21 protein-coding genes are annotated in these 21,572 nt (G+C 66.1%); 8 read left to right on the top strand and 13 right to left on the bottom strand.

All coding sequences use genetic code 11. From position 1 onward, the window contains the following. The first annotated feature begins 10 nt into the window (after positions 1-10). Positions 11-379, top strand: a complete 369-nt coding sequence (locus IEX88_RS16895; protein ID WP_188852871.1) for a YciI family protein — start codon at positions 11-13, stop codon at positions 377-379. Positions 380-410: 31 nt separating this feature from the next. On the opposite strand, the gene IEX88_RS16890 is transcribed toward IEX88_RS16895, so the two are convergent. Then, the gene (locus tag IEX88_RS16890; protein ID WP_188852869.1) at positions 411-1,412 is read right to left on the bottom strand and encodes a TerC family protein; all 1,002 of its coding nucleotides are present in this window, start codon (positions 1,410-1,412) and stop codon (positions 411-413) included. 374 nt (positions 1,413-1,786) lie between these two features. Next, positions 1,787-4,885, bottom strand: a complete 3,099-nt coding sequence (gene putA / locus IEX88_RS16885) for a bifunctional proline dehydrogenase/L-glutamate gamma-semialdehyde dehydrogenase PutA (protein ID WP_188852867.1) — start codon at positions 4,883-4,885, stop codon at positions 1,787-1,789. A gap of 116 nt (positions 4,886-5,001) precedes the next feature. Here putA and IEX88_RS16880 point away from each other — a divergent pair, with 116 nt between their 5' ends. The 4 genes from IEX88_RS16880 to choV all read left to right on the top strand — a co-directional run bounded on the left by IEX88_RS16880 (position 5,002) and on the right by choV (position 8,658). After that, entirely contained in the window at positions 5,002-5,463 is a 462-nt protein-coding gene (locus IEX88_RS16880; RefSeq protein ID WP_188852865.1) for an Lrp/AsnC ligand binding domain-containing protein, read from the top strand. Between the two features lie 179 nt (positions 5,464-5,642). Next, positions 5,643-6,545, top strand: a complete 903-nt coding sequence (locus IEX88_RS16875; protein ID WP_244640285.1) for a choline ABC transporter substrate-binding protein — start codon at positions 5,643-5,645, stop codon at positions 6,543-6,545. 185 nt (positions 6,546-6,730) lie between these two features. Then, the gene (gene choW / locus IEX88_RS16870) at positions 6,731-7,573 is read left to right on the top strand and encodes a choline ABC transporter permease subunit (RefSeq protein ID WP_188852861.1); all 843 of its coding nucleotides are present in this window, start codon (positions 6,731-6,733) and stop codon (positions 7,571-7,573) included. Between the two features lie 2 nt (positions 7,574-7,575). Continuing rightward, a complete protein-coding gene (gene choV, locus IEX88_RS16865) occupies positions 7,576-8,658 on the top strand; it encodes a choline ABC transporter ATP-binding protein (protein WP_188853045.1) in 1,083 nt (360 codons plus the stop codon). A gap of 329 nt (positions 8,659-8,987) precedes the next feature. Here the strand turns inward: choV and IEX88_RS16860 are convergent, their stop codons facing one another. The 11 genes from IEX88_RS16860 to IEX88_RS16810 all read right to left on the bottom strand — a co-directional run bounded on the left by IEX88_RS16860 (position 8,988) and on the right by IEX88_RS16810 (position 20,016). Next, complete coding sequence (locus tag IEX88_RS16860; protein ID WP_188852859.1) at positions 8,988-9,983, bottom strand: dipeptide ABC transporter ATP-binding protein; 996 nt, start codon at positions 9,981-9,983, stop codon at positions 8,988-8,990. Next, positions 9,980-10,963: an ABC transporter ATP-binding protein gene (locus IEX88_RS16855; protein ID WP_188852857.1), complete on the bottom strand. Its 984-nt coding sequence runs from the start codon at positions 10,961-10,963 to the stop codon at positions 9,980-9,982. Before IEX88_RS16855 ends, IEX88_RS16860 begins: the two co-directional genes overlap by 4 nt. Positions 10,964-11,115: 152 nt before the next feature. After that, the gene (locus tag IEX88_RS16850; RefSeq protein WP_188853043.1) at positions 11,116-11,982 is read right to left on the bottom strand and encodes an ABC transporter permease subunit; all 867 of its coding nucleotides are present in this window, start codon (positions 11,980-11,982) and stop codon (positions 11,116-11,118) included. Positions 11,983-12,044: 62 nt separating this feature from the next. Further along, positions 12,045-13,052, bottom strand: a complete 1,008-nt coding sequence (locus IEX88_RS16845; RefSeq protein WP_188852855.1) for an ABC transporter permease subunit — start codon at positions 13,050-13,052, stop codon at positions 12,045-12,047. 3 nt (positions 13,053-13,055) lie between these two features. Next, positions 13,056-13,538 (bottom strand): GNAT family N-acetyltransferase, encoded by a 483-nt coding sequence (locus IEX88_RS16840; protein WP_188852853.1) that lies wholly within the window; start codon positions 13,536-13,538, stop codon positions 13,056-13,058. An 83-nt stretch (positions 13,539-13,621) separates the two neighbouring features. After that, positions 13,622-15,217, bottom strand: a complete 1,596-nt coding sequence (locus IEX88_RS16835) for an ABC transporter substrate-binding protein (RefSeq protein ID WP_188852851.1) — start codon at positions 15,215-15,217, stop codon at positions 13,622-13,624. A 125-nt stretch (positions 15,218-15,342) separates the two neighbouring features. Then, positions 15,343-16,533, bottom strand: a complete 1,191-nt coding sequence (gene apbC, locus IEX88_RS16830; protein WP_188852849.1) for an iron-sulfur cluster carrier protein ApbC — start codon at positions 16,531-16,533, stop codon at positions 15,343-15,345. 556 nt (positions 16,534-17,089) lie between these two features. Continuing rightward, entirely contained in the window at positions 17,090-17,371 is a 282-nt protein-coding gene (locus IEX88_RS16825; RefSeq protein ID WP_188852847.1) for a YMGG-like glycine zipper-containing protein, read from the bottom strand. 119 nt (positions 17,372-17,490) lie between these two features. Beyond that, positions 17,491-17,781, bottom strand: a complete 291-nt coding sequence (locus tag IEX88_RS16820) for a hypothetical protein (RefSeq protein ID WP_188852845.1) — start codon at positions 17,779-17,781, stop codon at positions 17,491-17,493. Positions 17,782-17,929: 148 nt separating this feature from the next. After that, the gene (locus tag IEX88_RS16815; protein WP_244640270.1) at positions 17,930-18,853 is read right to left on the bottom strand and encodes a sensor histidine kinase; all 924 of its coding nucleotides are present in this window, start codon (positions 18,851-18,853) and stop codon (positions 17,930-17,932) included. 368 nt (positions 18,854-19,221) lie between these two features. Next, the gene (locus IEX88_RS16810) at positions 19,222-20,016 is read right to left on the bottom strand and encodes a response regulator (RefSeq protein ID WP_188853041.1); all 795 of its coding nucleotides are present in this window, start codon (positions 20,014-20,016) and stop codon (positions 19,222-19,224) included. A 262-nt stretch (positions 20,017-20,278) separates the two neighbouring features. Here IEX88_RS16810 and IEX88_RS16805 point away from each other — a divergent pair, with 262 nt between their 5' ends. The 3 genes from IEX88_RS16805 (at position 20,279) to IEX88_RS16795 (ending at position 21,572) form a co-directional block, all read left to right on the top strand. Next, a complete protein-coding gene (locus IEX88_RS16805; protein WP_274604618.1) occupies positions 20,279-20,497 on the top strand; it encodes a NepR family anti-sigma factor in 219 nt (72 codons plus the stop codon). A 5-nt stretch (positions 20,498-20,502) separates the two neighbouring features. Then, entirely contained in the window at positions 20,503-21,054 is a 552-nt protein-coding gene (locus tag IEX88_RS16800) for a sigma-70 family RNA polymerase sigma factor (protein WP_188852832.1), read from the top strand. A gap of 164 nt (positions 21,055-21,218) precedes the next feature. Beyond that, positions 21,219-21,572, top strand: a complete 354-nt coding sequence (locus IEX88_RS16795) for a DUF883 family protein (protein ID WP_188852830.1) — start codon at positions 21,219-21,221, stop codon at positions 21,570-21,572.

The following is a 21,572-nucleotide window of genomic DNA, read 5'->3' as shown; positions in this document are numbered from 1 at the left end:
GACAGCGACGATGCGCGTGATCGTATTGGTGAAGGCGACCGAGGACAGCGAGAGAGGCATCGCCCGGACGCCGGAGACGATGGCATTGATGGCGGCGATGGGCCGTTTCAACGACGAACTGCAGGAGGCCGGCATCCTCGTCTCCGGCGACGGCTTGAGGCCCTCCTCCGATGGCAAGCGCGTCGCCTTCGACGGCCCCGACCGCACCGTCATCGACGGACCCTTTCCTGCCGTCCGCGAACTCGTCGCGGGCTTCTGGCTCTGGAACGTTCGCGATCTGGATGAGGCCGTCGCCTGGGTGAAGCGCTGCCCGAACCCGATGCCGGGTCCGAGCGAGATCGAGATTCGGCCCCTCTACGAGATGGAGGACTGGGTCTAGCCGGACCTTTCGGTCCGGCCGCCGCCGTTGGTCAGTCCCGACCGGGCGCGACCACCGCGCCGGCACCCGCCCGCGTCTTCCACAGGCTCCAAACGATGCCGCCGGCCAGGAGCGCTGTGGTCACGCCGAGCGAGAGCAGCGGCGGCACCTTGTCGATCCCCAGAAGGTCGGCGGCGAAGATCTTCGAGCCGATGAAGATCAGGACGAGCGACAGCGCCACCTTCAGATACTCGAAGCGGTGGATCATCGCCGCCAGCGCGAAATAGAGGGCGCGCAGGCCGAGAATGGCGAAGATGTTGGAGGTGTAGACGATGAACGGATCGGTGGTGATGGCGAAAATCGCCGGGACCGAATCCACGGCGAAGATGACGTCGGCCACCTCGATCATGACCAGCGCCATGAACAGCGGCGTCACGAACCAGACGGTCTTGCCCGTCACCGGATGCGGCTGGCGCACGAAGAAGCGCTCGCCGTGATGCTCGGGCGTCACGTTCAGTCGCCGCTTCATCAGGCGCACCAGCGGATTCTGGTCGAGCGGCCGCTCCTTGTCGCCGGCCACCAGCATCTTGACGCCGGTGAGGATCAGGAAGGCGGCGAAGACGTAGAGCACCCAGGAGAAGTTCGCGACCAGCGCCGCGCCGAAGCCGATCATGATCGCCCGGAGCACGATAACGCCGAGAATGCCCCAGAACAGCACGCGGTGTTGATACATCCGCGGCACCGCGAAGAAGGAGAAGATCATGGCGATGACGAAGACATTGTCCATCGCCAGCGTCTTCTCGACCACGAAGCCGGTGAGATAGTTGATCCCCGCCTCGGACCCGAGCTGCCACCAGACCCAGCCACCGAAGGCAAGGCCAAGGCCGATGTAGAGCGCGGAGAGCGTCAGGCTCTCGCGGACGCCGATCTCGTGATTGTCGCGGTGGAGGACGCCGAGGTCGAAGACCAGCAGCAGGGCGACCAGGCCGAGAAAGAACAGCCATAGCCAGGCGGGGGTGCCGAGCCAGTCGGCAGACAGAAAGGCGAGCTCCATAGGGCCACTCCATGCCGGCACGCGATGCCGAAGAAGCGGTCCGACATCGCGAAAGAGCCGGCAGCTCTCGCCAGAGGGGCCCGGACCAGGGGTTCGGGAAAAAAGCTGGTTGGCCGGAGTGAGAGCGTCAAGTGACGAGCGAAAATTTTTCGCGGGTCTGGCGGCAAGGCCGCCCCGTCGGGCGCTACCGGCGGCAGAATCGGCGCGATGCCGGACCGGGGCCTGCTGCGGCTGCGGCGAGCGTTTCCCGGAACCCGTTTCCCCGTAAGGGAGGACGGCCATCTGCCGGTTGGCGCGGGCACCATGGTGTGACTGCAAGGCCGGCGGACCCTGAAGCTGGGACCGCAGGCCTGAGCAGGAGGGGTGGTGTCGCCTTACGTCTCCATCGCGATCAGGCTGGCATTGCCGCCGGCCGCCGCCGTGTTCGTCGAAATCACCTGTTCGCGCGCGAACCGCGCCACGTAGTTCGGGCCGCCGGCTTTCGGTCCCGTGCCGGAAAGGCCCGAGCCGCCAAAAGGCTGGGAGCCGACGACGGCGCCGATGAGGTTGCGGTTGACGTAGATATTGCCGGTGGTGAGCCGCTCGGTGATCTCGCGGATGGTCTCGTCGATGCGGCTGTGGACGCCGAGGGTCAGGCCGAAGCCGGTGCGCTCGATCGCCTCGCACACCTTGCCAAGTTCGCCGGCCTTCCAGGTGACGATGTGGAGGATCGGGCCGAAGACCTCGCGGTCCAGCGCCTCCGCCCGGTCGAGCTGGACGATATGCGGCGCAATGTAGTGGCCGTCCTCCGGCAGGTCCGCCGGCAGCTTGCCCGCAAAGCGGATGCGCTGCGTCCGGCGCATGGTCTCCAGATGCTCCTCCAGCATCGCCTTCTGCTCGGCGTCGATCACCGGGCCGATGTCGGTCGAGACATCCGCCGGATTGCCGATGGAGAGCTCGGCGGCGGCGCCGGCGATCATCTGCGTCATCCGCTCGGCGACGTCCTCCTGCACGAACAGCAGACGCAGCGCCGAACAGCGCTGGCCGGCCGAGCGGAAGGCGGAGGTGACGACGTCGTCGGCGACCTGTTCCGGCAGCGCCGTGGCGTCGACGATGAGGGCGTTGATGCCGCCGGTCTCGGCGACGAGCGGGGCGATCGGCGCGTTGCGGGCGGCCAGCGCCCGGTTGATGGCGAAGGCGGTCTCGGTTGAGCCGGTGAAGGCGACCGCTGCGGTCGCCACATGGGAGACGAGTGCCGCGCCGGTCGCGCCGTCGCCGGGGGCGAGATGCAGAACCGTCTCGGCGAAGCCCGCTTCCTTCAGCAGCGCGACGGCGGCGGCGGCGACGAGCGGGGTCTGCTCGGCCGGCTTGGCGACGACGACATTGCCCGCAGCGAGCGCCGCCGCGACCTGGCCGACGAAGATCGCCAGCGGAAAGTTCCAGGGCGAGATCGCGACGACGACGCCGCGCGAGCGGTAGCGCAGGCGGTTCTCCTCGCCGGTCGGCCCCGGCAGGACGACCGGCGCGTCGAACAGGCGCTCGGCCTCGTCGGCATAGAAGCGGCAGAAGTCCACGGCCTCGCGGATCTCGGCGATGCCGTCCTCGACCGTCTTGCCGGCCTCGGTGGCGAGCAGCGTCATGAACAGGCCGCGGCGCGTCTCCATCAGATCGGCGGCGCGGCGCAGGGCCTTCGCCCTTGCCGCCGCCGGCACGCGCTCGGCGCTGGCGACGTGACGCCGCGCCTCGTCCATGAGTTTGGCCGCCGAGGCGGCGGAGAGGTGGTGGCTGACGCCGACGAGATGGCCATCGATCGGCGAGCGGATGGCCGCCCCAGACGCCGATGCGGTGTGATCGATGTCGCTGCGCGCCTCGAGGTTCGGCGGCGTCGACGGGCGTTCGGCCAGGAAGGCGGCGAGCGCCTTGCGGTCGCCGAGTTCGACGCCGACGGAATTGCGACGCTGGCCGAAAATGCCGTCGGGCAGCGCGATCTTCGCGTGGCGCGCCGGGCCGTCGGCGAGAAGGTCGATCGGTCGTTCGAGCAGGCTCTCGACCGGCACGTCGTTGTCGCCGACCTTGGCGACGAAGGAGGAGTTGGCGCCGTTTTCGAGGAGGCGGCGGACGAGATAGGCCAGGAGATCGCGGTAGCCGCCGACGGGGGCGTAGATCCGGCAGGCGATGGATTCGCCCGGCCGCGCCCGCACCGCCTCGTAGAGCGCCTCGCCCATGCCGTGCAGGCGCTGGAACTCGAAGCCTCGGGCGTTCTGGCCGGCCATTTCGAGAATGGTCGCGACCGTCAGCGCATTGTGGGTCGCGAACTGCGGATAGAGCCGCTCGCGCCGGTCGAGCAGCGCCTTGGCGGCGACGAGATAGGAGAGGTCCGTCGCCGGCTTGCGGGTGTAGACGGGGTAGCCGTCGACACCGCGCTCCTGCGCGTGCTTGATCTCGGTATCCCAGTAGGCGCCCTTGACGAGGCGCACCATCATCCGGATGCCCTTCTCCTTCGCCAGCGCGTCGACATGGTCGATGACGGCGAGCGTGCGCTTTTGGTAGGCCTGGATGGCGAGGCCGAAACCGTCCCAGCCGGAGAGGTCGGCGCTGCGCACGACGGCGTCGATGACGTCGAGCGAGAGCTCCAGCCGGTCGGCCTCCTCGGCGTCGACGGTGAGGTTCAGCTGGTAGCTCTTCGCCCTGGCGGCGAGATCGGCGAGCAGCGGCACGAGTTCGGCCATCACGCGATCATGCTGGACCGCCTGGTAGCGCGGGTGCAGCGCCGAGAGCTTGATCGAGATGCCCGGCCGCTCGGGGAGCGCCTTGTTGCCGGCCTTGCGCCCGATCGCCTCGATGGCGTCGGCATAGGACTTGAAGTAGCGCGCCGCGTCCTCGGCGGTGCGGGCACCCTCTCCCAGCATGTCGTAGGAATGGCGATAGCCCTTCTTCTCGAGCGAGCGGGCGCGATCGAGCGCGTCGCCGATGGTCTCGCCGAGCACGAACTGCCGGCCGAGAAAGCGCATCGCCTGGCGCGTCGCGGTGCGCACCGCCGGCGCGCCCATGCGCTTGACCATGGAGGAGATGACGCCGGTCGGCGTCTCGCCCGGCCGGATGATGCGTGCGGACACGCCGAGCGCCCAGGCGGAAGCCGCCGTCAGCATGCGGTCCTCGCCGCCGTCATGGTTGGCCCAGTCGCCGGCGCCGATCTTGTCCTCGATCAGCCGGTCCTGGGTGCGGGCGTCGGGAACGCGCAGGAGCGCCTCCGCCAGCACCATCAGCGCCAGACCTTCGCGCGTCGACAGCCCGAACTCGCGCAGGAAATCCTCGACGCCGCCGACGCCGCCCGACTTGCTGCGGATGGTCTCGATGAAGCCGCGGGCGGTGCGGTCGACCGCGGCCTCGTCATGGCGCCAGGTCGAGGCATTCCGGACGAGGCGGGCGACGGCCTCGTCGTCGTCGGGGGCGAAGGGGGCGGTAAAGGCGGGCAAGGTGCGCGAGGATGTCATCGGATCGTCCGGTTCGAGGGGCCGCGCAGCAATAGCAGGAGCGCCGGCGTCGTTCTCGCTATTTTCCCGATCCCGAACGGTGACTTTCGCCAGAAAACCGCTATAAGCCTTCCGACATGAGCAGTGCTGACGCCAAAGACCGGCGAATCCTCCACGAGCTTCAGAGCAATGGCCGCCTCAGCAATCTGGAGCTGGCCGAGCGCGTCCATCTGTCACCGACGGCGACGGCGGAACGGGTCAAGCGCCTGACCCGGGAGGGCTACATTCTCGGCTACACCGCGCGCCTCTCACCGGAAAAGCTCGAACGCGGCATGATCGTCTTCGTTGAGGTCAAGCTCGAGCGCACCAGCGACGACGTCTTCGCCGCCTTCGCCGCGGCTGCCAAGGCCAATCGCGACATCATGGAATGCCACATGGTCGCCGGCGGTTTCGACTACCTGATCAAGGCCCGCGTTCGCGACATGGCGGCCTACCGCGCCTTCCTTTCCGACGCGCTCCTGTCGCTTCCCGGCATTCGCGAGACCCACACCTATGCGGTGATGGAGGAGATCAAGAACTCGGCGGCCATCGCCCTGTGACACCGGCCGCCCGAAGCCGCCAAGGCCCGCCTTGCGCGCTTCCCGGGGCTCCGCAATAATCGCCGCAGGCCCGCTCGCCTCCTGCCGCCGCCCGCCTGCACCGCTTCCGTCCCCCAGCCAAAGGAACACGCCGAATGCACCTGATCACGAGACTGGCCGCCGCCGCCTTCCTCGCCTCGATGACCGCCGGCTCCGCCCTGGCGGCGGACGACGCCGCCTGCAAGACGGTGCGCTTCTCCGACGTCGGCTGGACCGACATCACCGCGACCACCGCCGTGACGTCCGAGATCCTGAAGGGTCTGGGCTACGAGCCCGATATCAAGGTGCTCGGCGTTCCCGTCACCTTCGCCTCGATGAAGAACAAGGACATCGACGTCTTCCTCGGCAACTGGATGCCGTCCATGGCCGCCGACGTTCAGCCCTATCTCGACGACAAGACCGTCGACAGCGTCAAGGCCAACCTCACCGGCGCGAAATACACGCTCGCCGTGCCGCAGTATCTCTATGACGAGGGCCTGAAGAGCTTTGACGACATCGCCAAGTTCGCCGACAAGCTGGACAGCAAGATCTACGGCATCGAGCCGGGCAATGACGGCAACCGGCTGATCCTCGACATGATCAAGAAGGACGCCTTCGGCCTGTCCAAGTTCGAGCTGGTCGAATCCTCCGAGCAGGGCATGCTCAGCCAAGTCGCGCGGGCGACGAAGGGCAATCAGCCGATCGTCTTCCTCGGCTGGGCGCCGCATCCGATGAACAAGAATTTCCAGCTCGCCTATCTGCCGGGCGGCGACGATTTCTTCGGTCCCGATCTCGGCGGCGCGACGATCTACACCACGACCCGCGCCGGCTATTCGGCCGAATGCCCGAATGTCGGCAAGCTGCTGGCCAACCTCACCTTCTCGCTCGACATGGAGAACGCCGTGATGGCCGCGATCCTCGACGACGGCAAGGACCCGGCCGTGGCCGCGACGGAATGGCTGAAGGCCAATCCCGATGCCATGACCGACTGGCTCGCCGGCGTCACCACGCTGGACGGCCAGGACGGCCCTGCCGCGGTGAAGGCGGCCCTCGGCGCCTCCTGAGCCGTTCCCACCCGTGACGCCGCCGCATTCCGGCGCGGCGGCGTCGCATCGCGACGGGCTTCCTCGGCGCCGGGGCGGGAAGCTGGCTACCGTCGTCATGCCGGCCGCGACGCCGGCCGGCGCGACACGCGGACCGACCTTCTCCAGACAGACCTTTCTCCAGAGACGAGAGCGAACCCCAAGACGTGGAATGGCTTGAACAGAACCGCCTGCCGATCGGCGGCTACGCCGCCGACTTCGTCGACTGGCTCACCCTCAACTTCACCGGCTTCTTCGATGCCGTGCAGGCGGGGCTGCAGGCCTTCATCGACGCGATCCTCTACGAGCTGCAGACGCCGCATCCCTTCGTCGTCATCGCCGCCTTCGCCGCCTTCGCCTTTGCCATGCGCCGCTCGGTTCCGGTCGCGGTCTTCACCGTCCTCGGCTTCCTGCTGATCGTCAATCTCGGCTACTGGAAGGAGACGACGCAGACGCTGGCGCTAGTCGTCGCCTCGACGGCCGTGTGCATGGCTGTCGGCGTTCCCGTCGGCATCGCCGCGGCGCGCCGGCCCTGGCTCTATGCCGTGCTGCGCCCGGTGCTCGACCTGATGCAGACCATCCCGACCTTCGTCTACCTGATCCCGGCGCTGATCCTGTTCGGCCTTGGCCTCGTGCCGGGCCTCGTCGCAACGGTGATCTTCGCGCTGCCCTCGCCGATCCGGCTGACGCGCCTCGGCATCGCCTCGACGCCGCTGCAGCTTCTCGAAGCCGGCGACGCCTTCGGCGCGACACCGATGCAGCGCCTTTTGAAGATCGAAATCCCCTATGCCCTGCCGCAGATCATGGCCGGGCTGACGCAGACGATCATGCTGTCGCTGTCGATGGTCGTCATCGCCGCGCTCGTCGGCGCACCGGGTCTCGGCGTGCCCGTGCTCAGGGCGCTGAACTCGATCAACATCGCGCAGGGCTTCGAGGCGGGTCTCGCCATCGTGCTTCTCGCCATCATCCTCGACCGCTTCTTCCACGTCGACGAGGGAGGCCGGCGATGAGCATGTCCCAGACGACGCCCGCGGCCGCGCCGAAAACGATCGTCTCGTTCCAGAACGTCTCGATCGTCTTCGGCAAGAAGCCCGACCAGGCCCTTCCCCTGCTCGACCGCGGCGCGTCCCGCGCCGAGATCAACGAGAAGCTCGGCCTCATCCTCGGTGTCGCCGATGCCTCGCTCGACATCGCCGAGGGCGAGATCGCCGTGCTGATGGGCCTGTCGGGTTCGGGCAAGTCGACGCTGATCCGCGCCGTCAACGGCCTCGCCCCGATCACCCGCGGCCGCGTCATGATCGACACCGGGCGCGGCCCGGTCGATCCCCGGGATTGCGGGTCGAAACGCCTGCGCGAGCTGCGCCGGCACGAGGTCGCCATGGTGTTCCAGCAGTTCGCGCTGCTGCCCTGGCGCAGCGTGGCGGAAAATGTCGGCCTCGGGCTCGAACTCTCCGGCATGGCCAAGGCCGAGCGGCGCGACAAGGTGATGGCGCAGCTCGAGCTCGTCGGCCTCGGCGACCGCGCGAACTCATTGGTCGGCCAGCTCTCCGGCGGCATGCAGCAGCGCGTGGGCCTCGCCCGCGCGTTCGCCACCGACGCGCCGATCCTGTTGATGGACGAGCCCTTTTCCGCCCTCGACCCGCTGATCCGCGCGCGCCTGCAGGACGAGCTCCTGGAAATCCAGGCGCGGCTGAAGAAGACCATCATCTTCGTCAGCCACGATCTCGACGAGGCCTTCAAGCTCGGCAACCGCATCGCCATCATGGAGGGCGGGCGCATCATCCAGGTCGGCACCGCCCAGGAGATCGTGCTGCGGCCGGAGAACGACTACGTCTCGGCCTTCGTCGCCCACATGAACCCGCTGAACGTCCTGACCGCCGCCGACGTGATGACGGCGCTTGACCGCGGCGGCGCCTCCGCCCCGTCCCGCGTCGCCGGCATGGCCCAGCCCGACACGCCGCTCCGCCGCGTCATGGATGCCGTCTGCGACGACCGCGGCGAGGTCATCGTCTCCGAAAAGGGCCGCATCCTCGGCAAGATCGGCCCGCAGGAAATCGTCGATGCGCTGGGAAGGCATCAGCGGCAGAAGGGCTGAAGGGGCTTATCGCGAGCCGCGGGCTCCTGTCGCGAGGGGACCCCGTTCGGAGCCGGTTCTGGCATTGAGCCGTCTCGGCATGGGTCCCGGGTCAAGCCCGGGATGACTATCCTGAGAAGAGATGGCGCGTCTTCAGCGCGCATGTTTGCAGAGGCGGCCACGACTGGGAATCATCGCCTGAAGCATCCGCCGACATCAGTCATCGGCACCGTAGGCTTCTGAACTGAGTCATCCCGGCCTTGAGCCGGGACCCATGCCGAGGCCTCGACACTGCCAAATCGGTGCCAGATTAACGGCACCCCATGCCGCACGCCACCCCGACGACAGCCCTATGCCACCAGCCTCGGCAGGTCCGGCAGCCGCCCCTCGTCCACCGCAAAGCAGGCGACCTTCGTCGGCCCGTGCTGCTTCAGCACCGGCAGCTCGTTGCGGCAGCGGTCGTTGGCGTAGGGGCAGCGGGGGTTGAAGGAGCAGCCGGTCGGCGGGTTGAAGGGCGACGGCAGCTCGCCGGTGAGGCGGATGCGCGTCGCGCGGTCGCCGGGACGCGTCGCCGGCGTCGCCGACAGCAGCGCGCGCGTATAGGGGTGCAGCGGCTGGGTGTAGAGAGCGTCGACGGGGGCGAGCTCCACCGGGCGGCCGAGATACATCACCATCACCCGGTTCGCCACGTGCCGGACGACCGAGAGGTCGTGGCTGATGAAGACATAGGTGAGGCCGAGGCGGTCCTGCAGATCGGCGAGGAGGTTCAGGATCTGCGCCTGGATCGAGACGTCGAGCGCCGAGACCGGCTCGTCGAGGACGAGGATTTTGGGCTCGAGGATCAGCGCGCGGGCGACCGCGATGCGCTGGCGCTGGCCGCCGGAGAACATGTGGGGATAGCGGGCGTAGTGCTCGGGCCTCAGACCCACTTCCTTCAGCGCCGCCTCGGCTTTCGCCCGCCGCTCGGCCGAGGAAAGTTTCGTGTTGATCTTCAGCGGCTCCTCGATGATCGCGCCGACCTTCTGCCGCGGATTCAGCGCGCCATAGGGGTTCTGGAAGACGATCTGCACCGTCGAGCGGAGCTTGGCGACATCGGCGATGGCGCCGCCCTCGATGCGCACGCCGTCGATCGTCAGCTGGCCTTCCGACGGGATCTCGATCATCGTCAGCATGCGCGCGAGCGTCGACTTGCCGCAGCCCGATTCCCCGACGATGGCTAGCGTCTCGCCGGCCTCGACCGTGAAGCTCGCGTCCTTCACCGCCTTCAGCTGGATCGGTTTCTGGAACAGGCCGCGCTTGACCTCGTAGATCTGGCTCAGATCATGGGCGGTGACGATGGCGGTCATGCGGCTTCTCCCGCGACGATGGGCGCGTTCAAGGGATAGTGGCAGAGCGCCTCGCCGAGCGCCGGCGGCTGGCGCGGCGGAAACACCGTGCGGCAGACATCGTCGGCGCGTGGGCAGCGCGGGTTGAACAGGCAGCCGTCGGGCCCGTCGCCCTGCCCCGGCACGACGCCGGGAATGGTCGGCAGGCGCTTGCCCGTCGCGCGCTCGGGAATCGCGTCGAGGAGGGCCGAGGTATAGGGGTGGTGCGGTGCCTCGAACAGCTCGGCCACCGCCTGGCGCTCGACCTGCTGGCCGGCATATTGCACGACGACGCGCTGCGCCGTCTCGGCGATGACGCCCATGTCGTGGGTGATCAGGATCATCGCCATGCCCTTCTCCTTCTGCAGATCGAGCAGGAGATCGAGGATCTGCGCCTGGATGGTGACGTCGAGCGCCGTCGTCGGCTCATCGGCGATGAGGAGTTTCGGGTTGCAGGAGATCGCCATGGCGATCATCACGCGCTGGCTCATGCCGCCCGACAGCTGGTGCGGAAACGCCTTCATCCGCCGCTCCGGCTCGGAGATGCCGACCTTGGTGAGCAGCTCGATCGTGCGGTGCTTGCGCTCGCTGGAACCGAGGCCGAGATGCGTCTTCAGGCTTTCGCCGATCTGGAAGCCGACGTTGAAGCAGGGATTGAGGCTGGCGACCGGCTCCTGAAAGATCATCGCGATGTCGCGGCCGATGATGGCGCGGCGGTCGCGGTCGCTCATGGTCAGCATGTCGCGACCCTCGAACGACATCTCGTCGGCGGTGACCGTCGCGGAGGGCGGCAGCAGGCCCATCAGGCCGAGCATGGCGACCGACTTGCCGGAGCCGGACTCGCCGACGATGCCGAGCACGTCGCCGGCATCGACGCTGAGATCGACGCCGTCGACCGCCTTGAACGGCCCGGAGGCAGTGGCGAAGGTGACGGAGAGATTGCGGAGGCGGAGGAGTGTCATAGCTTACATCACCGTCTGTCTTGTCTTGCGTCGGGCCATCGGAGGCATCTGATGCCCCTGCCCCAACCGCGACCAAAGCCTGTTGGCGGCCTCACCAATTTCCGGCCCGTCTCCTGAGCGCAGAAGGGCGGAGCCGGTTGAACAGTGAGACCTCAACTCCGTTTCAGCTTCGGATCGAGCGCGTCGCGCAGGCCGTCGCCGACGAGGTTGATCGCCAGCACCGTGATGAGGATGGCGAGCCCCGGAAAGGTCACCACCCACCAGGCGCGCAGCACGAATTCGCGCGCTTCGGCGAGCATCGTGCCCCATTCCGGCGTCGGCGGCTGCGCGCCCATGCCGAGGAAGCCGAGAGCCGCAGCGTCGAGGATGGCGTTGGAGAAGGACAGCGTCGACTGGACTATCAGCGGCCCTAGGCAGTTTGGCAGGATGGTGACCACCATCAGGCGGAACGGCGAGGCCCCGACGACGCGGGCGGCGGTGACGTATTCCCGCTCCTTCTCCGCCATGACCGAGGCGCGCGTCAGCCGGACGAAATGCGGCTGGTAGGTGAGCGCGATCGCGATCATGGCGCTGAGCAGGCCCGGCCCGAGAATGGCGACGAGAACGAGCGCCAGGAGCAGCGACGGAAAGGCCAGGATGATGTCCATGATCCGCATGATCGCCGTGTCCAGCCAGCCGCGGAAATAGCCCGCGAGCAGGCCGATGGCGATGCCGGTGGAGACCGACAGCGCCACGACGAAAACGCCGACGAACAGCGAATAGCGCGCGCCGTAGAGGAGGCGCGTGAGGATGTCGCGTCCGACCGGATCGGTGCCGAGCAGGAATTCCAGACGGCCGCCCTCCTGCCAGAAGGGCGGGATGAGCAGGGCCGACCGGTCCTGCAGCGTCGGGCTGTGCGGCGCGATGACAGGCGCGAGGATCGCCGCCAGGACGATCAGGGTGAAGACGACGAGCCCGACGACGGCGCCCTTGTTCACCGAGAAATAGTACCAGAACTCGGCGAACTGCTGCGCCCGCATGCTGCGCTTCGGCTTGCGGTCGGGGATGTCGGTGCCAATGCCCTCGGCTGATTCTTGGACGCTCATCGTGCTCTGACCCTTGGATTGATGAGACCGTAGAGAAGGTCGACGATGAGGTTGACCACCATGATGATGACGGCGACGAGGAGAAGTCCGCCCTGCACGACGGGGTAGTCGCGCTTGAACACGGAATCGACCATCCACTTGCCGATGCCCGGCCAGGAGAAGATCGTCTCGGTGAGGATGGCGCCGGCGAGCAGCACGCCGACCTGCAGGCCGATCGTCGTCACCACCGGGATCAGCGCATTGCGCAGCGCATGGATGGAGACGACGCGAAAGCGCGAGAGACCTTTCGCACGCGCGGTGCGGACAAAGTCCTCGCCGAGGACTTCGAGCATGGCCGAGCGCGTCTGCCGGGCGATCACGGCCAGCGGAATGGTGCCGAGCACGATCGAGGGCAGGATGAGATGGCTGAGCGCCGACTTGAAGGCGCCGGGCTGGCCCGACAGCAGGCTGTCGATCAGCATGAAGCCGGTGACCGGCGGAAAGAAGTACATCAGCGAGATCCGCCCGGAGACCGGCGTCCACTGCAGATAGCCCGAGAAGAAGATGATCAGCAGCAGCCCCCACCAGAAGATCGGCATGGAATAGCCGACCAGCGCCGTGCCCATGATCGACTGGTCGAACCAGGAGCCGCGCTTCACCGCGGCGAAGACGCCGGCGGGAATGCCGATGATGACGGCGAGGATGATGGCGACCAGCGAAAGCTCGATCGTGGCCGGGAAGAGGTTCATGAACTCACGCAGCACCGGCTGTTTCGTCGAGATCGACTGGCCGAAGTCGCCGTGCAGGACGTCCCAGAAATAGGTGAAGTACTGGACGTAGAGCGGCCGGTCATAGCCGAACTGCGCCACCAGCTGGGCGTAGCGCTCGGGCGACAGGCCGCGCTCGCCGGCCATGGCGATGATCGGGTCGCCCGGCAGAAGGCGGATGAAGAGGAAGGAGACGAGCGTCACCCCGATGAAGGTCGGGATCAGCAGGCCGATGCGCTTCAGCAGATATCCGAACATGGCTCAAAGATCCTTGGCGAGCATGAGGGTCGGGTGGCTCGCCGATTGGCCTTCCGGCATCCAAAGCGGCAGGTCCGCGCGGCCGGTGACGTTCCAGCCGTGCCGCGCGTAGAAGGCGAGCGCCCGGTCGTTGCCTTGGAGACACTGGACCTCGGCGCGTGTCACGCCGGCGTCCCGCAGGCGGTCCTCGAGCGCGGCGAGAAGACCGGCGGCGACCGTCGTCCCGCGCGCGTCCCGCGCCACGAAGAGCTGGTCGATTTCGTCTTCGACGAGCGCGCCGAAACCGACGATGGTGCCGTCCTCGACGGCGACCATGCTCTGGGCTGCCAGCGGCACCAGCCGGGCGGCAAAGGAGCCGAGGTCGCGCTGCGCCACGATCGGGGGCGGCAGCAGCGCAGCGTGGCCATCGTGCCAGCTGTCGTGCCAGAGGGCTGCCACCCTGTCCGCCTCGGCGCCACTATCGGCCAGCGGCCGGAAAATCGTCATTCGGAAGCGTTCCCAAAACTGAAGAGCGGCGCCGGAAGGACTGACTGCCCTTCCAACGCCGCTCGACCTTCTCTTAACCGAAACTATTCGGTGATGTCGACGCCGTCGAAGCGGTGCGAGCCGAGCGGATCCATCAGATAGCCCGAGACCTTGGTCGACATCGGCAGGCTGACCAGCGAATGCGCGATGGTCGCCCACGGCGCCTGGTCCTTGAAGATGACCTGGGCCTGCTGGTAGAGGTCCGCCCGCGCGGTCTGGTCGGAGATCTGCGACGCCTTCTTGATCAGCGCGTCGTAGTCCTTGTTGCACCAGGCGGCCTTGTTGCCGGAACCGACGCCATCGCAGCCGAGGAGGATGGCGAGGAAGTTGTCCGGATCGCCATTGTCGCCGGTCCAGCCCGCCAGCACCGCGCCGTCGTGCTTGGGATCGCCCGCCAGCTTCAGATACTGCGTCCAGTCATAGGTGACGATCTCGACCGTCACGCCGACCTTGGCGAAGTCGGCCTGCATCATCTCCGCCATGCGGCGCGCGTTCGGGTTGTACGGACGCGCCACCGGCATCGCCCAGACCTTCATCGACAGGTCCTTGACGCCAGCCGCCTCGAGCGCCGCCTTGGCCGCCTCGGGGTCGTACTTGTCGTCGGTGATCGAGTCGTCATAGGACCACATGGTCGGCGGGATCGGGTTCTTGGCGATCTGACCGATGCCGGGATAGACGGCCTCGAGAATGGCGTCCTTGTTGATCGCCATGTTCAGGGCGCGACGGACCTCCGGCTTGTCGAAGGGCGGCTGGGTCGTGTTGTAGGCGAGGTAGCCGATGTTCAGACCCGGCTGTTCCATCATGGTGACGGACGAGTCGGCCTTCAGCGCCGGAATGTCGGCGGGGTTGGGGTAGCCGGCCACGTGGCACTCGCCGGCCTTCAGGCGCTGCAGGCGGACGGCGGCGTCCGCGGTGATCGCGAAGACCAGATCGTCGATCGGCTGCTTGCCGCCCCAGTAGTCCGGATGGGCCTTATAGCGGATGACCGCGTCCTGCTGGTAGGCGACGAACTGGAAGGGGCCAGTGCCGAGCGGCTGCTGATTGAGCTTCTCCGGCGTGCCGTCGGCGAGCAGCTTGTCGGCATATTCCTTCGACATGATCGAGGCGAAGTCCATCGCGAGATTTGCGATCATCGGCGCGTTCGGCGCCGTCAGCGTCAGCTTGACGGTGTTGTCGTCGATCTTCTCGAAGGACTTGACCAGCGAGGGCATCGACATGTCGTTGTAGTAGCCCCAGGTCACGTCGCCGGCATAGGCGAAATAAGGGTTTTCCTTGTTGCCCTGGCGCTCGAAGGAGAAGATCACGTCGTCAGCGTTGAAGTCACGCGTCGGGGTGAAGAACTCGGTCGTCTGGAATTTCACGCCCTTGCGCAGGTTGAACGTGTATTCGAGACCGTCTTCCGAAACGTCCCAGCTCTCGGCCAGACCCGGAATGACTTCCGTGGTGCCACGCTTGAATTCCGTCAGGCGATTGTAGACCGGCTTGGAAGACGCGTCGAAGGTCGTTCCGGCGGTGTAGAGCCCGGGATCGAAGCCTTCCGGCGAGCCCTCGGAGCAGTAGACCAGGGTCTTGGCGGATGCCGCCGACCCGAAGGCCATGGCGAGAGCCGTCGCTGCGAGAAGCGTGGATACCAGTTTCATGGGCGATCTCCGTTGGAAAGAATGCCGGCTGCATTTGCACGAACGCGGATCAGTGAACAAGGGCCGGCATTGACGCGCCATCCCATAGCGTTAGCATTTTCGATGCAAGCTTAATTTGTGATCACTCACTCGAATACGATGCTGGGTGCCGTCTGACGGGTCGCGCCGTCGACATCCATGGATGCCAGGGCCGCCGCGGCGATGGCCTTGTAGATCTGCGCATGCGTTCCATCCGGCTCGCTGACGACGACCGGCGTGCCCGAATCGGATGTCTCGCGGATGCGGATATGCAGCGGCACCTCGCCGAGAAAGGGCACACCGAGACGAGCGGCTTCCTCGCGTGCGCCGCCATGACCGAAGATGTCGGACCGCTCACCGCAGGAGGGACACACGAAATAGCTCATGTTTTCGACGATGCCGAGCACCGGCACGTCGACCTTGCGGAACATGGCGAGCCCCTTGCGCGCATCCAGCAGCGCCAGGTCCTGTGGCGTGGAGACGATGATGGCGCCGGCCAGCGGCACCTGCTGCGCCATGGTCAGCTGGGCGTCGCCTGTGCCCGGCGGCATGTCGACGACCAGGAGGTCGAGCTGCCCCCACTCCACCTCGCGCAGCATCTGCGTCAGCGCCGACATCACCATCGGCCCCCGCCAGATCATCGGCGTCTCCTCGTCGACGAGCAGCCCCATCGACATCGCCTTCAGGCCGTAGGCCTCGATCGGAATGATGATGCGGCCGTTGCTCCTGGGCTTTTCCTTGATCGCGAGGAGCCGGGGAACCGAAGGTCCGTAGATGTCGGCGTCGAGTAGGCCGACCTTCAGCCCGAGGGCGGCAAAACCGAGCGCGAGATTGACGGCGGTCGTCGACTTGCCGACGCCTCCCTTGCCGGAAGCCACGGCGATGATCCGCTCGATGCCGGGAATGCCAGGCTTCCCCGAAGGTGCGCGGGCGGCGGGCGGTGGCGGCGCCCGGCTCGGGATCGGCTTGTGATGGGGGTGCGCGTGGCCGGCATGGGAATGAGCGCCCGGGGAGACGGCGGGCCGCGTCTGAGGAGCGCTGCCCGGCAGTTTCTCGGCGGTCAAAGCGACCATGACCGAGGTGATGCCGTCGAGCTTGGCCACCTCCGCTTCGGCCAGCCGTCGAAACGGCTCGAACACCTCGGCCGATGCGGCCGGAACCGACAGCGAGAAGAAGGCCTTCCCGTCGGCGATGAAGATATCGGAGACCATCCCGCGGCCGACGACGTCGCCGCGACCATCCGGGGCGACGAGCGACTTCAGAACGGCGAGGATCTGATCCTTTGGCGTGACGGTCATGCCTGTCACCTTCTCTTTGGGCATCCACCGGGATGTCGATGCGAGATTCGTCTCAGTTCGCGCCTGCCATAGCGCCCGCCGAGGAGGACGGCAAATACCGTGGACGCGACAGGGTGGTCGGCGCGGGCCCGGTTTCCCGCGACCGCATCGTTAGCGCGAGGTCGTATAGCCTTCGGGACAGGTGTCCCGAAACCGACGCGCCCCATCGCCCTCCCAGATGCAATTGCCGGGACTGTTCGCCGCCGCGCCGACGACGGTGTCTCGGGGACCAGCCGATTTCTCGTCGATCCTGCCAACCGCATAGGGATTGGACTGTGCCGACGAAAGACCGAAGACCGCATTGAACACGGGTGGCAAAGGCTTGTCGGCCGTGCACCCGCCCAGAAAAGCCAGACCGAGGACCGCAACGGTCATATATCGAATATGGTGCATCAGCCCCCCCATCCGCCCAGCGCATTCTGGGTCATGGCCAAAAAAAAGCACCGCCCGAGGGGCGGTGCTCTATCAATTCGTCAATAGGCATGCGGGACCAACCCGCCCTACCGGCCGGATAGGCTTACGGGCAAGCAGCCACGTAACGCTGACCCGTCCGCGAATCGCGGTAGATGCAGTCGCCGGCCTGCGAGCGCCCAATGACGTTGCCCGCGATTGCGCCAGCACCGGCACCGATTGCGCCGCCGATCAGCGCGCCCTTCGCATTGCCCGACACGCCGGCACCGATGGCAGCGCCACCCAAACCACCGATGAGGGCGCCCGTCCCGGTGCTGCGGTCGGTCTGCGAACATCCGCTGGCGACCAGCATCAGGCTGACCAGTGTACCTGCCATTACGATTTTCATGAAACTTCTACCCTCGCTGCATTCGTCCCTGAATAAAGCCTTACAGGGCCAATTCTGTTCCATCAATTCTAAAATTAACTGGGCGCATCAGGAACGAGCCCCAGGAGGGCGTCTCGACGTTAGCGCGAGGCGACGATCTGCGGCTCCGCATCGAAGGTCACGAGCAACTGTCCGCCCTTGCTGATTGACCAGTCGACGCTGGCGGACTGCTCGAAGACGCTCTCGTCGACCGCCTTGCAGGCGCCGTAGACCTTGGCGTCGCTCGTTCCGCTCAGGCGCATCTGGAGGGACAAAGCGCGCGAGCATTCAGCCTGATCTTCGTACGCTGCGACAGGAACTGGAATTTCCTGGCATACGGACGCGTCGGCATTGCAACCAACCAGTAACATGAATGCGGCGATGTGTTCCATCGAGATTACTCCTTCCCACCCATAACGGGAGACGAAGCAAGTGCGTTCCAGCTGACGCAGCGGAAATCTTCAACGAATAGATAACAGGTTCGTGTTGAGAAGCGGGGAGACAGGAGGGCAATCCGGGCGACGCAAAAATCGCGTGGCCTCAGCGGCCTTCGTTCGCCTCGAACTGCGTGTCCGGAATCAGGAGGGTGTAGCGAATGCCGTCGGGCAGGTAGTCGAGCACGGCCTCGCCGCCGACCGAATTGGGAACGATGCGTTCGAGCGTCGAGGTTCCGAAGCGCGATTCATGGTCGGCCCGCACCCGAGGACCACCCGTCTCCTGCCAGCTCAGTCGCAGATGGGATTCGCCGTCCCGGTCGATGATGTCCGAATGGATGCTGACGCGCCCTCCTGGGGCGGACAACGATCCATAGGAGGCGGCGTTGACGGCCAGTTCGTGCAGGGCCAGACCGACATGCAGCGAGGCGGTAGGCGAGAGATAGACGTCGCATCCCTCGAAATGCACCTGCCCGACGCCGTCGGGGGCATAACGCTCGACCTGCATGGCGATAAGGCTGACGAGATCGGCGCCGCGCCAGTCGGCGTCGGTGACGATATCCTGCGAAGCCGCCAGCGATTGGATGCGGCCGCGGAAGCGGACAAGAAATTCGGGAACGGTGACGGAGTGACGCGCTGTCTGGCTGGCGAGACTCTGAATGATGGCGAGGAGATTTTTCGACCGATGCGACAGCTCGCGTAGAAGCGTCTTCAGCGTTTCTTCGCGGCGCTTCTGCTCCGTGATCTCAAGCGAGGTGCCGATGATGCCGACGACGTCGTCGCCATCCCGATCTATATCGACGCGGATATCGAACCAACGCGTCGCCGAGCCAACGGTCGACGCCAGTTCGAAATGAGCTGGCCGCTCCGTCCGGATGACGTCGCGCTTAACGGCCTCAGACTTCTCGGCCGCCTGGCGACCCAGCACATCGTGGTCCGAGCGGCCGACGATGGAATCGTCGAGCCAGGAATCCTTGCTGTTGAAAACCCAAACATACTTCAGTTCGCGATCCTGTGCGAACAGCGTCATCTCGGTGTTTGCAAGAGCTTTCAGAGCCTTGTACGCAACCATTTGCTGTCGCTCGAACCCTGCTGCGTTGCGGACGACTGCGTCCTCGGTGGACAGCCAGGCGTTATCCTGCTGACATTGGGGCCTCCAACCGACCCGTCGCGACGGCGCAAGGCCTGTCCTGCGAAGGGCTCAATCGGTTCTTGGGAGAACGCGACAGCCGTCGCCCATTATCGAAGACCCAGTGAAAAACTCGCTCCCTGGTCAAACGGCTCGCAGGGCCCGAGGTTCCTTCTCTCGGTGATGCCATCCCCGTTCTTCTGCTGTGATCGGCGACACGTCCGGGCGGCGCAGGGCGCGACGCACGGACGCCCTCGCCTGCCCAGCCGTCAGGCCGCCGCCTTCTTCTCTGCTTCGAAGAACAGGGCCTGGCTGATCAGCGCCTTGACCATGTCTGGATTGAACGGCTTCGTCACGAGGAAGGTCGGCTCCGGCCGCTCGCCGGTGAGCAGCCGCTCGGGGAAGGCGGTGATGAAGATCACAGGCACGCTCAGCTGCGCCAGGATGTCGTTGACCGCGTCGATTCCGGAGCTGCCATCCGCCAGCTGAATGTCAGCCAGAACCATTCCCGGCCGCTGCTGCTCGAACAGGACCAGGGCTTCCTTGTGCGTGCGCGCGATACCGGTGACGCTGTGGCCGAGGCTCTCGACCATCTGCTCGATATCCATCGCGATCAGCGGCTCGTCCTCGATGATCATGATCTGCGTCGACACCTGGCGGCCGATATCGATGCTGGCCTCGTCGATCAGCTTGGAGAACTCACGCTCGCCGGTCGCCAGGATCTTGGCGGCCTCGCCGGTGGTGAAGCCCTCGACGGCGACAAGAAGGAATGCCTGACGCGGCAGAGGCGAAATCGCCCTGAGATTGCGGGAGGCCCGCTCTTCCCAGGCGGAGACGGGAGCATCCTCGCGGATGTTGACCTCGACCGACTGCCACAGCGACGAGAACAGCCGGTACAGAGCGATGCGGGGGCTCTCATCGTTGCTGAACAGGCTGGGATCGGCGATCAACGCTTCCAGGACCGCCGCGACATAGGCGTCGCCGCTGGCCTGCGATCCACTGAGGGCACGCGCATACCGCCTGAGATATGGAATATGCGGCGCTATGCGAGATGACATCGACATGAAAACTCCCCTCGTGTCGAATAAATTACGGTATGTCCGGTGGGGTATCAAATGCACGGATCGGCAGAAAGTTCCCATCGCGGGAACCTTTTGTCGCCGGCACCGTTTTTCAGCCAGACAATGATCCTTGATCGGGGTAGTGCACCATGGTCGGGCAATCATCAAGGGCTTGCGGATCACGCCGGCACTCACACTTAACGACTTCGGAACGGCCCGTCCGCGGCCGCCGTTCGGCGAACGTTTTTGGCAGACGAGGGGCTCGATGGCGGACCGCAAAATTGAGGACGAACCTTTGCAGATGACTCATCCGGAACAGGCGGGCGCGACGTCCCACGATCTCGGCCCGAACTCCGCGATCGGGCGCCGCCTGAAGGCCTATTATGACGACGTCGCGAGCGAGCCGGTTCCCGATCGCTTCCTGTCGCTGCTCGACGCGCTCGACGCCGCCGAGTCGGGGGCTCAAAAACCCGAGCGCGGATAAAGTCCATGAGCCAGGATCCCGAATTCCGTCGTGAACTGATTTCCATCATCCCGAACCTGCGGGCCTTCGCCGCCTCGCTGTCGGGCTCGTTCGACCGTGCCGACGACCTTGTCCAGGAGACACTGGTGAAGGCGTGGGACAAGCAGCACACGTTTCAGCCGGGCACCAATCTCAAGGCATGGCTCTTCACCATCCTGCGCAACGAGTTCTATACGCAGATGCGCAAGAAGGGTCGCGAGGTGCAGGATGTCGACGGTATCCATGCGATGCAGCTGGCTGGTCATCCCGAACAGCACGGCCATCTCGACCTGCAGGACTTCCGCCGCGCTCTCGATCGACTTCCCGACGACCAGCGCGAGGCGCTGATCCTGATCGGCGCGTCCGGCTTTTCCTACGAGGAGGCCGCCGAAATCTGCAAATGTGCGGTCGGCACGATCAAGAGCCGCGTTTCGCGGGCCCGCACCCGGATTTCGGAGCTTCTGGGAATCGAAGGCGACGGCGAATATGGACCGGATTCCATCTCGTCGCAGATCATCGGCGTGGCCCCCGCAGCCTGATAGCATCTACGCGACCGACAGGCCCGATTGCGCAATTTCCAGCCGTTTGCCGGGAACCGCTCTGGCGGTCGAGTACTTGCATTCCTATCACCGGACGAGCGCGGCTTTCCTGGCCTGCGCCTCGTCCGGCCTCCCCGTTTCCAAGAGCCCAGTGAGGACGAAGCATGCAATCCGAAACCCTGAACAATGATTTCGCTTCCGAAGGTACGGCCGGCGCCGACGCCAACCGTCCGGCCAATGCAGAGCTCGAGGCGCAGGTCGCCAAGCTCCGGACCGATCTGGCCGGCGTTGCCGAGGCGCTGAAGGCGCTGGCGAACGAGCGCGCTGATGGGGCGAAGCGCCAGGCCTACGCTTTGCGCGACGACGTCCGCGATCGCGGCGAGCGTTATGTGCAGCAGGCGCAGGATGCCGTTTCCGAACTTGAAGACCAGGTCGCTGAGCGCGTGCGCGCCGAACCGATCAAGGCAGTCGCCATCGCCGCGGCGATCGGCTACCTCTACGCCCGCATCTTCCGCTGA

Origin of the sequence: Aureimonas glaciei (assembly GCF_014643375.1) — a bacterium.
Taxonomy (GTDB): domain Bacteria; phylum Pseudomonadota; class Alphaproteobacteria; order Rhizobiales; family Rhizobiaceae; genus Plantimonas; species Plantimonas glaciei.
The sequence above is the reverse complement of the archived record's forward strand: the minus strand, read 5'-3'. Positions and strand labels throughout refer to the sequence as shown.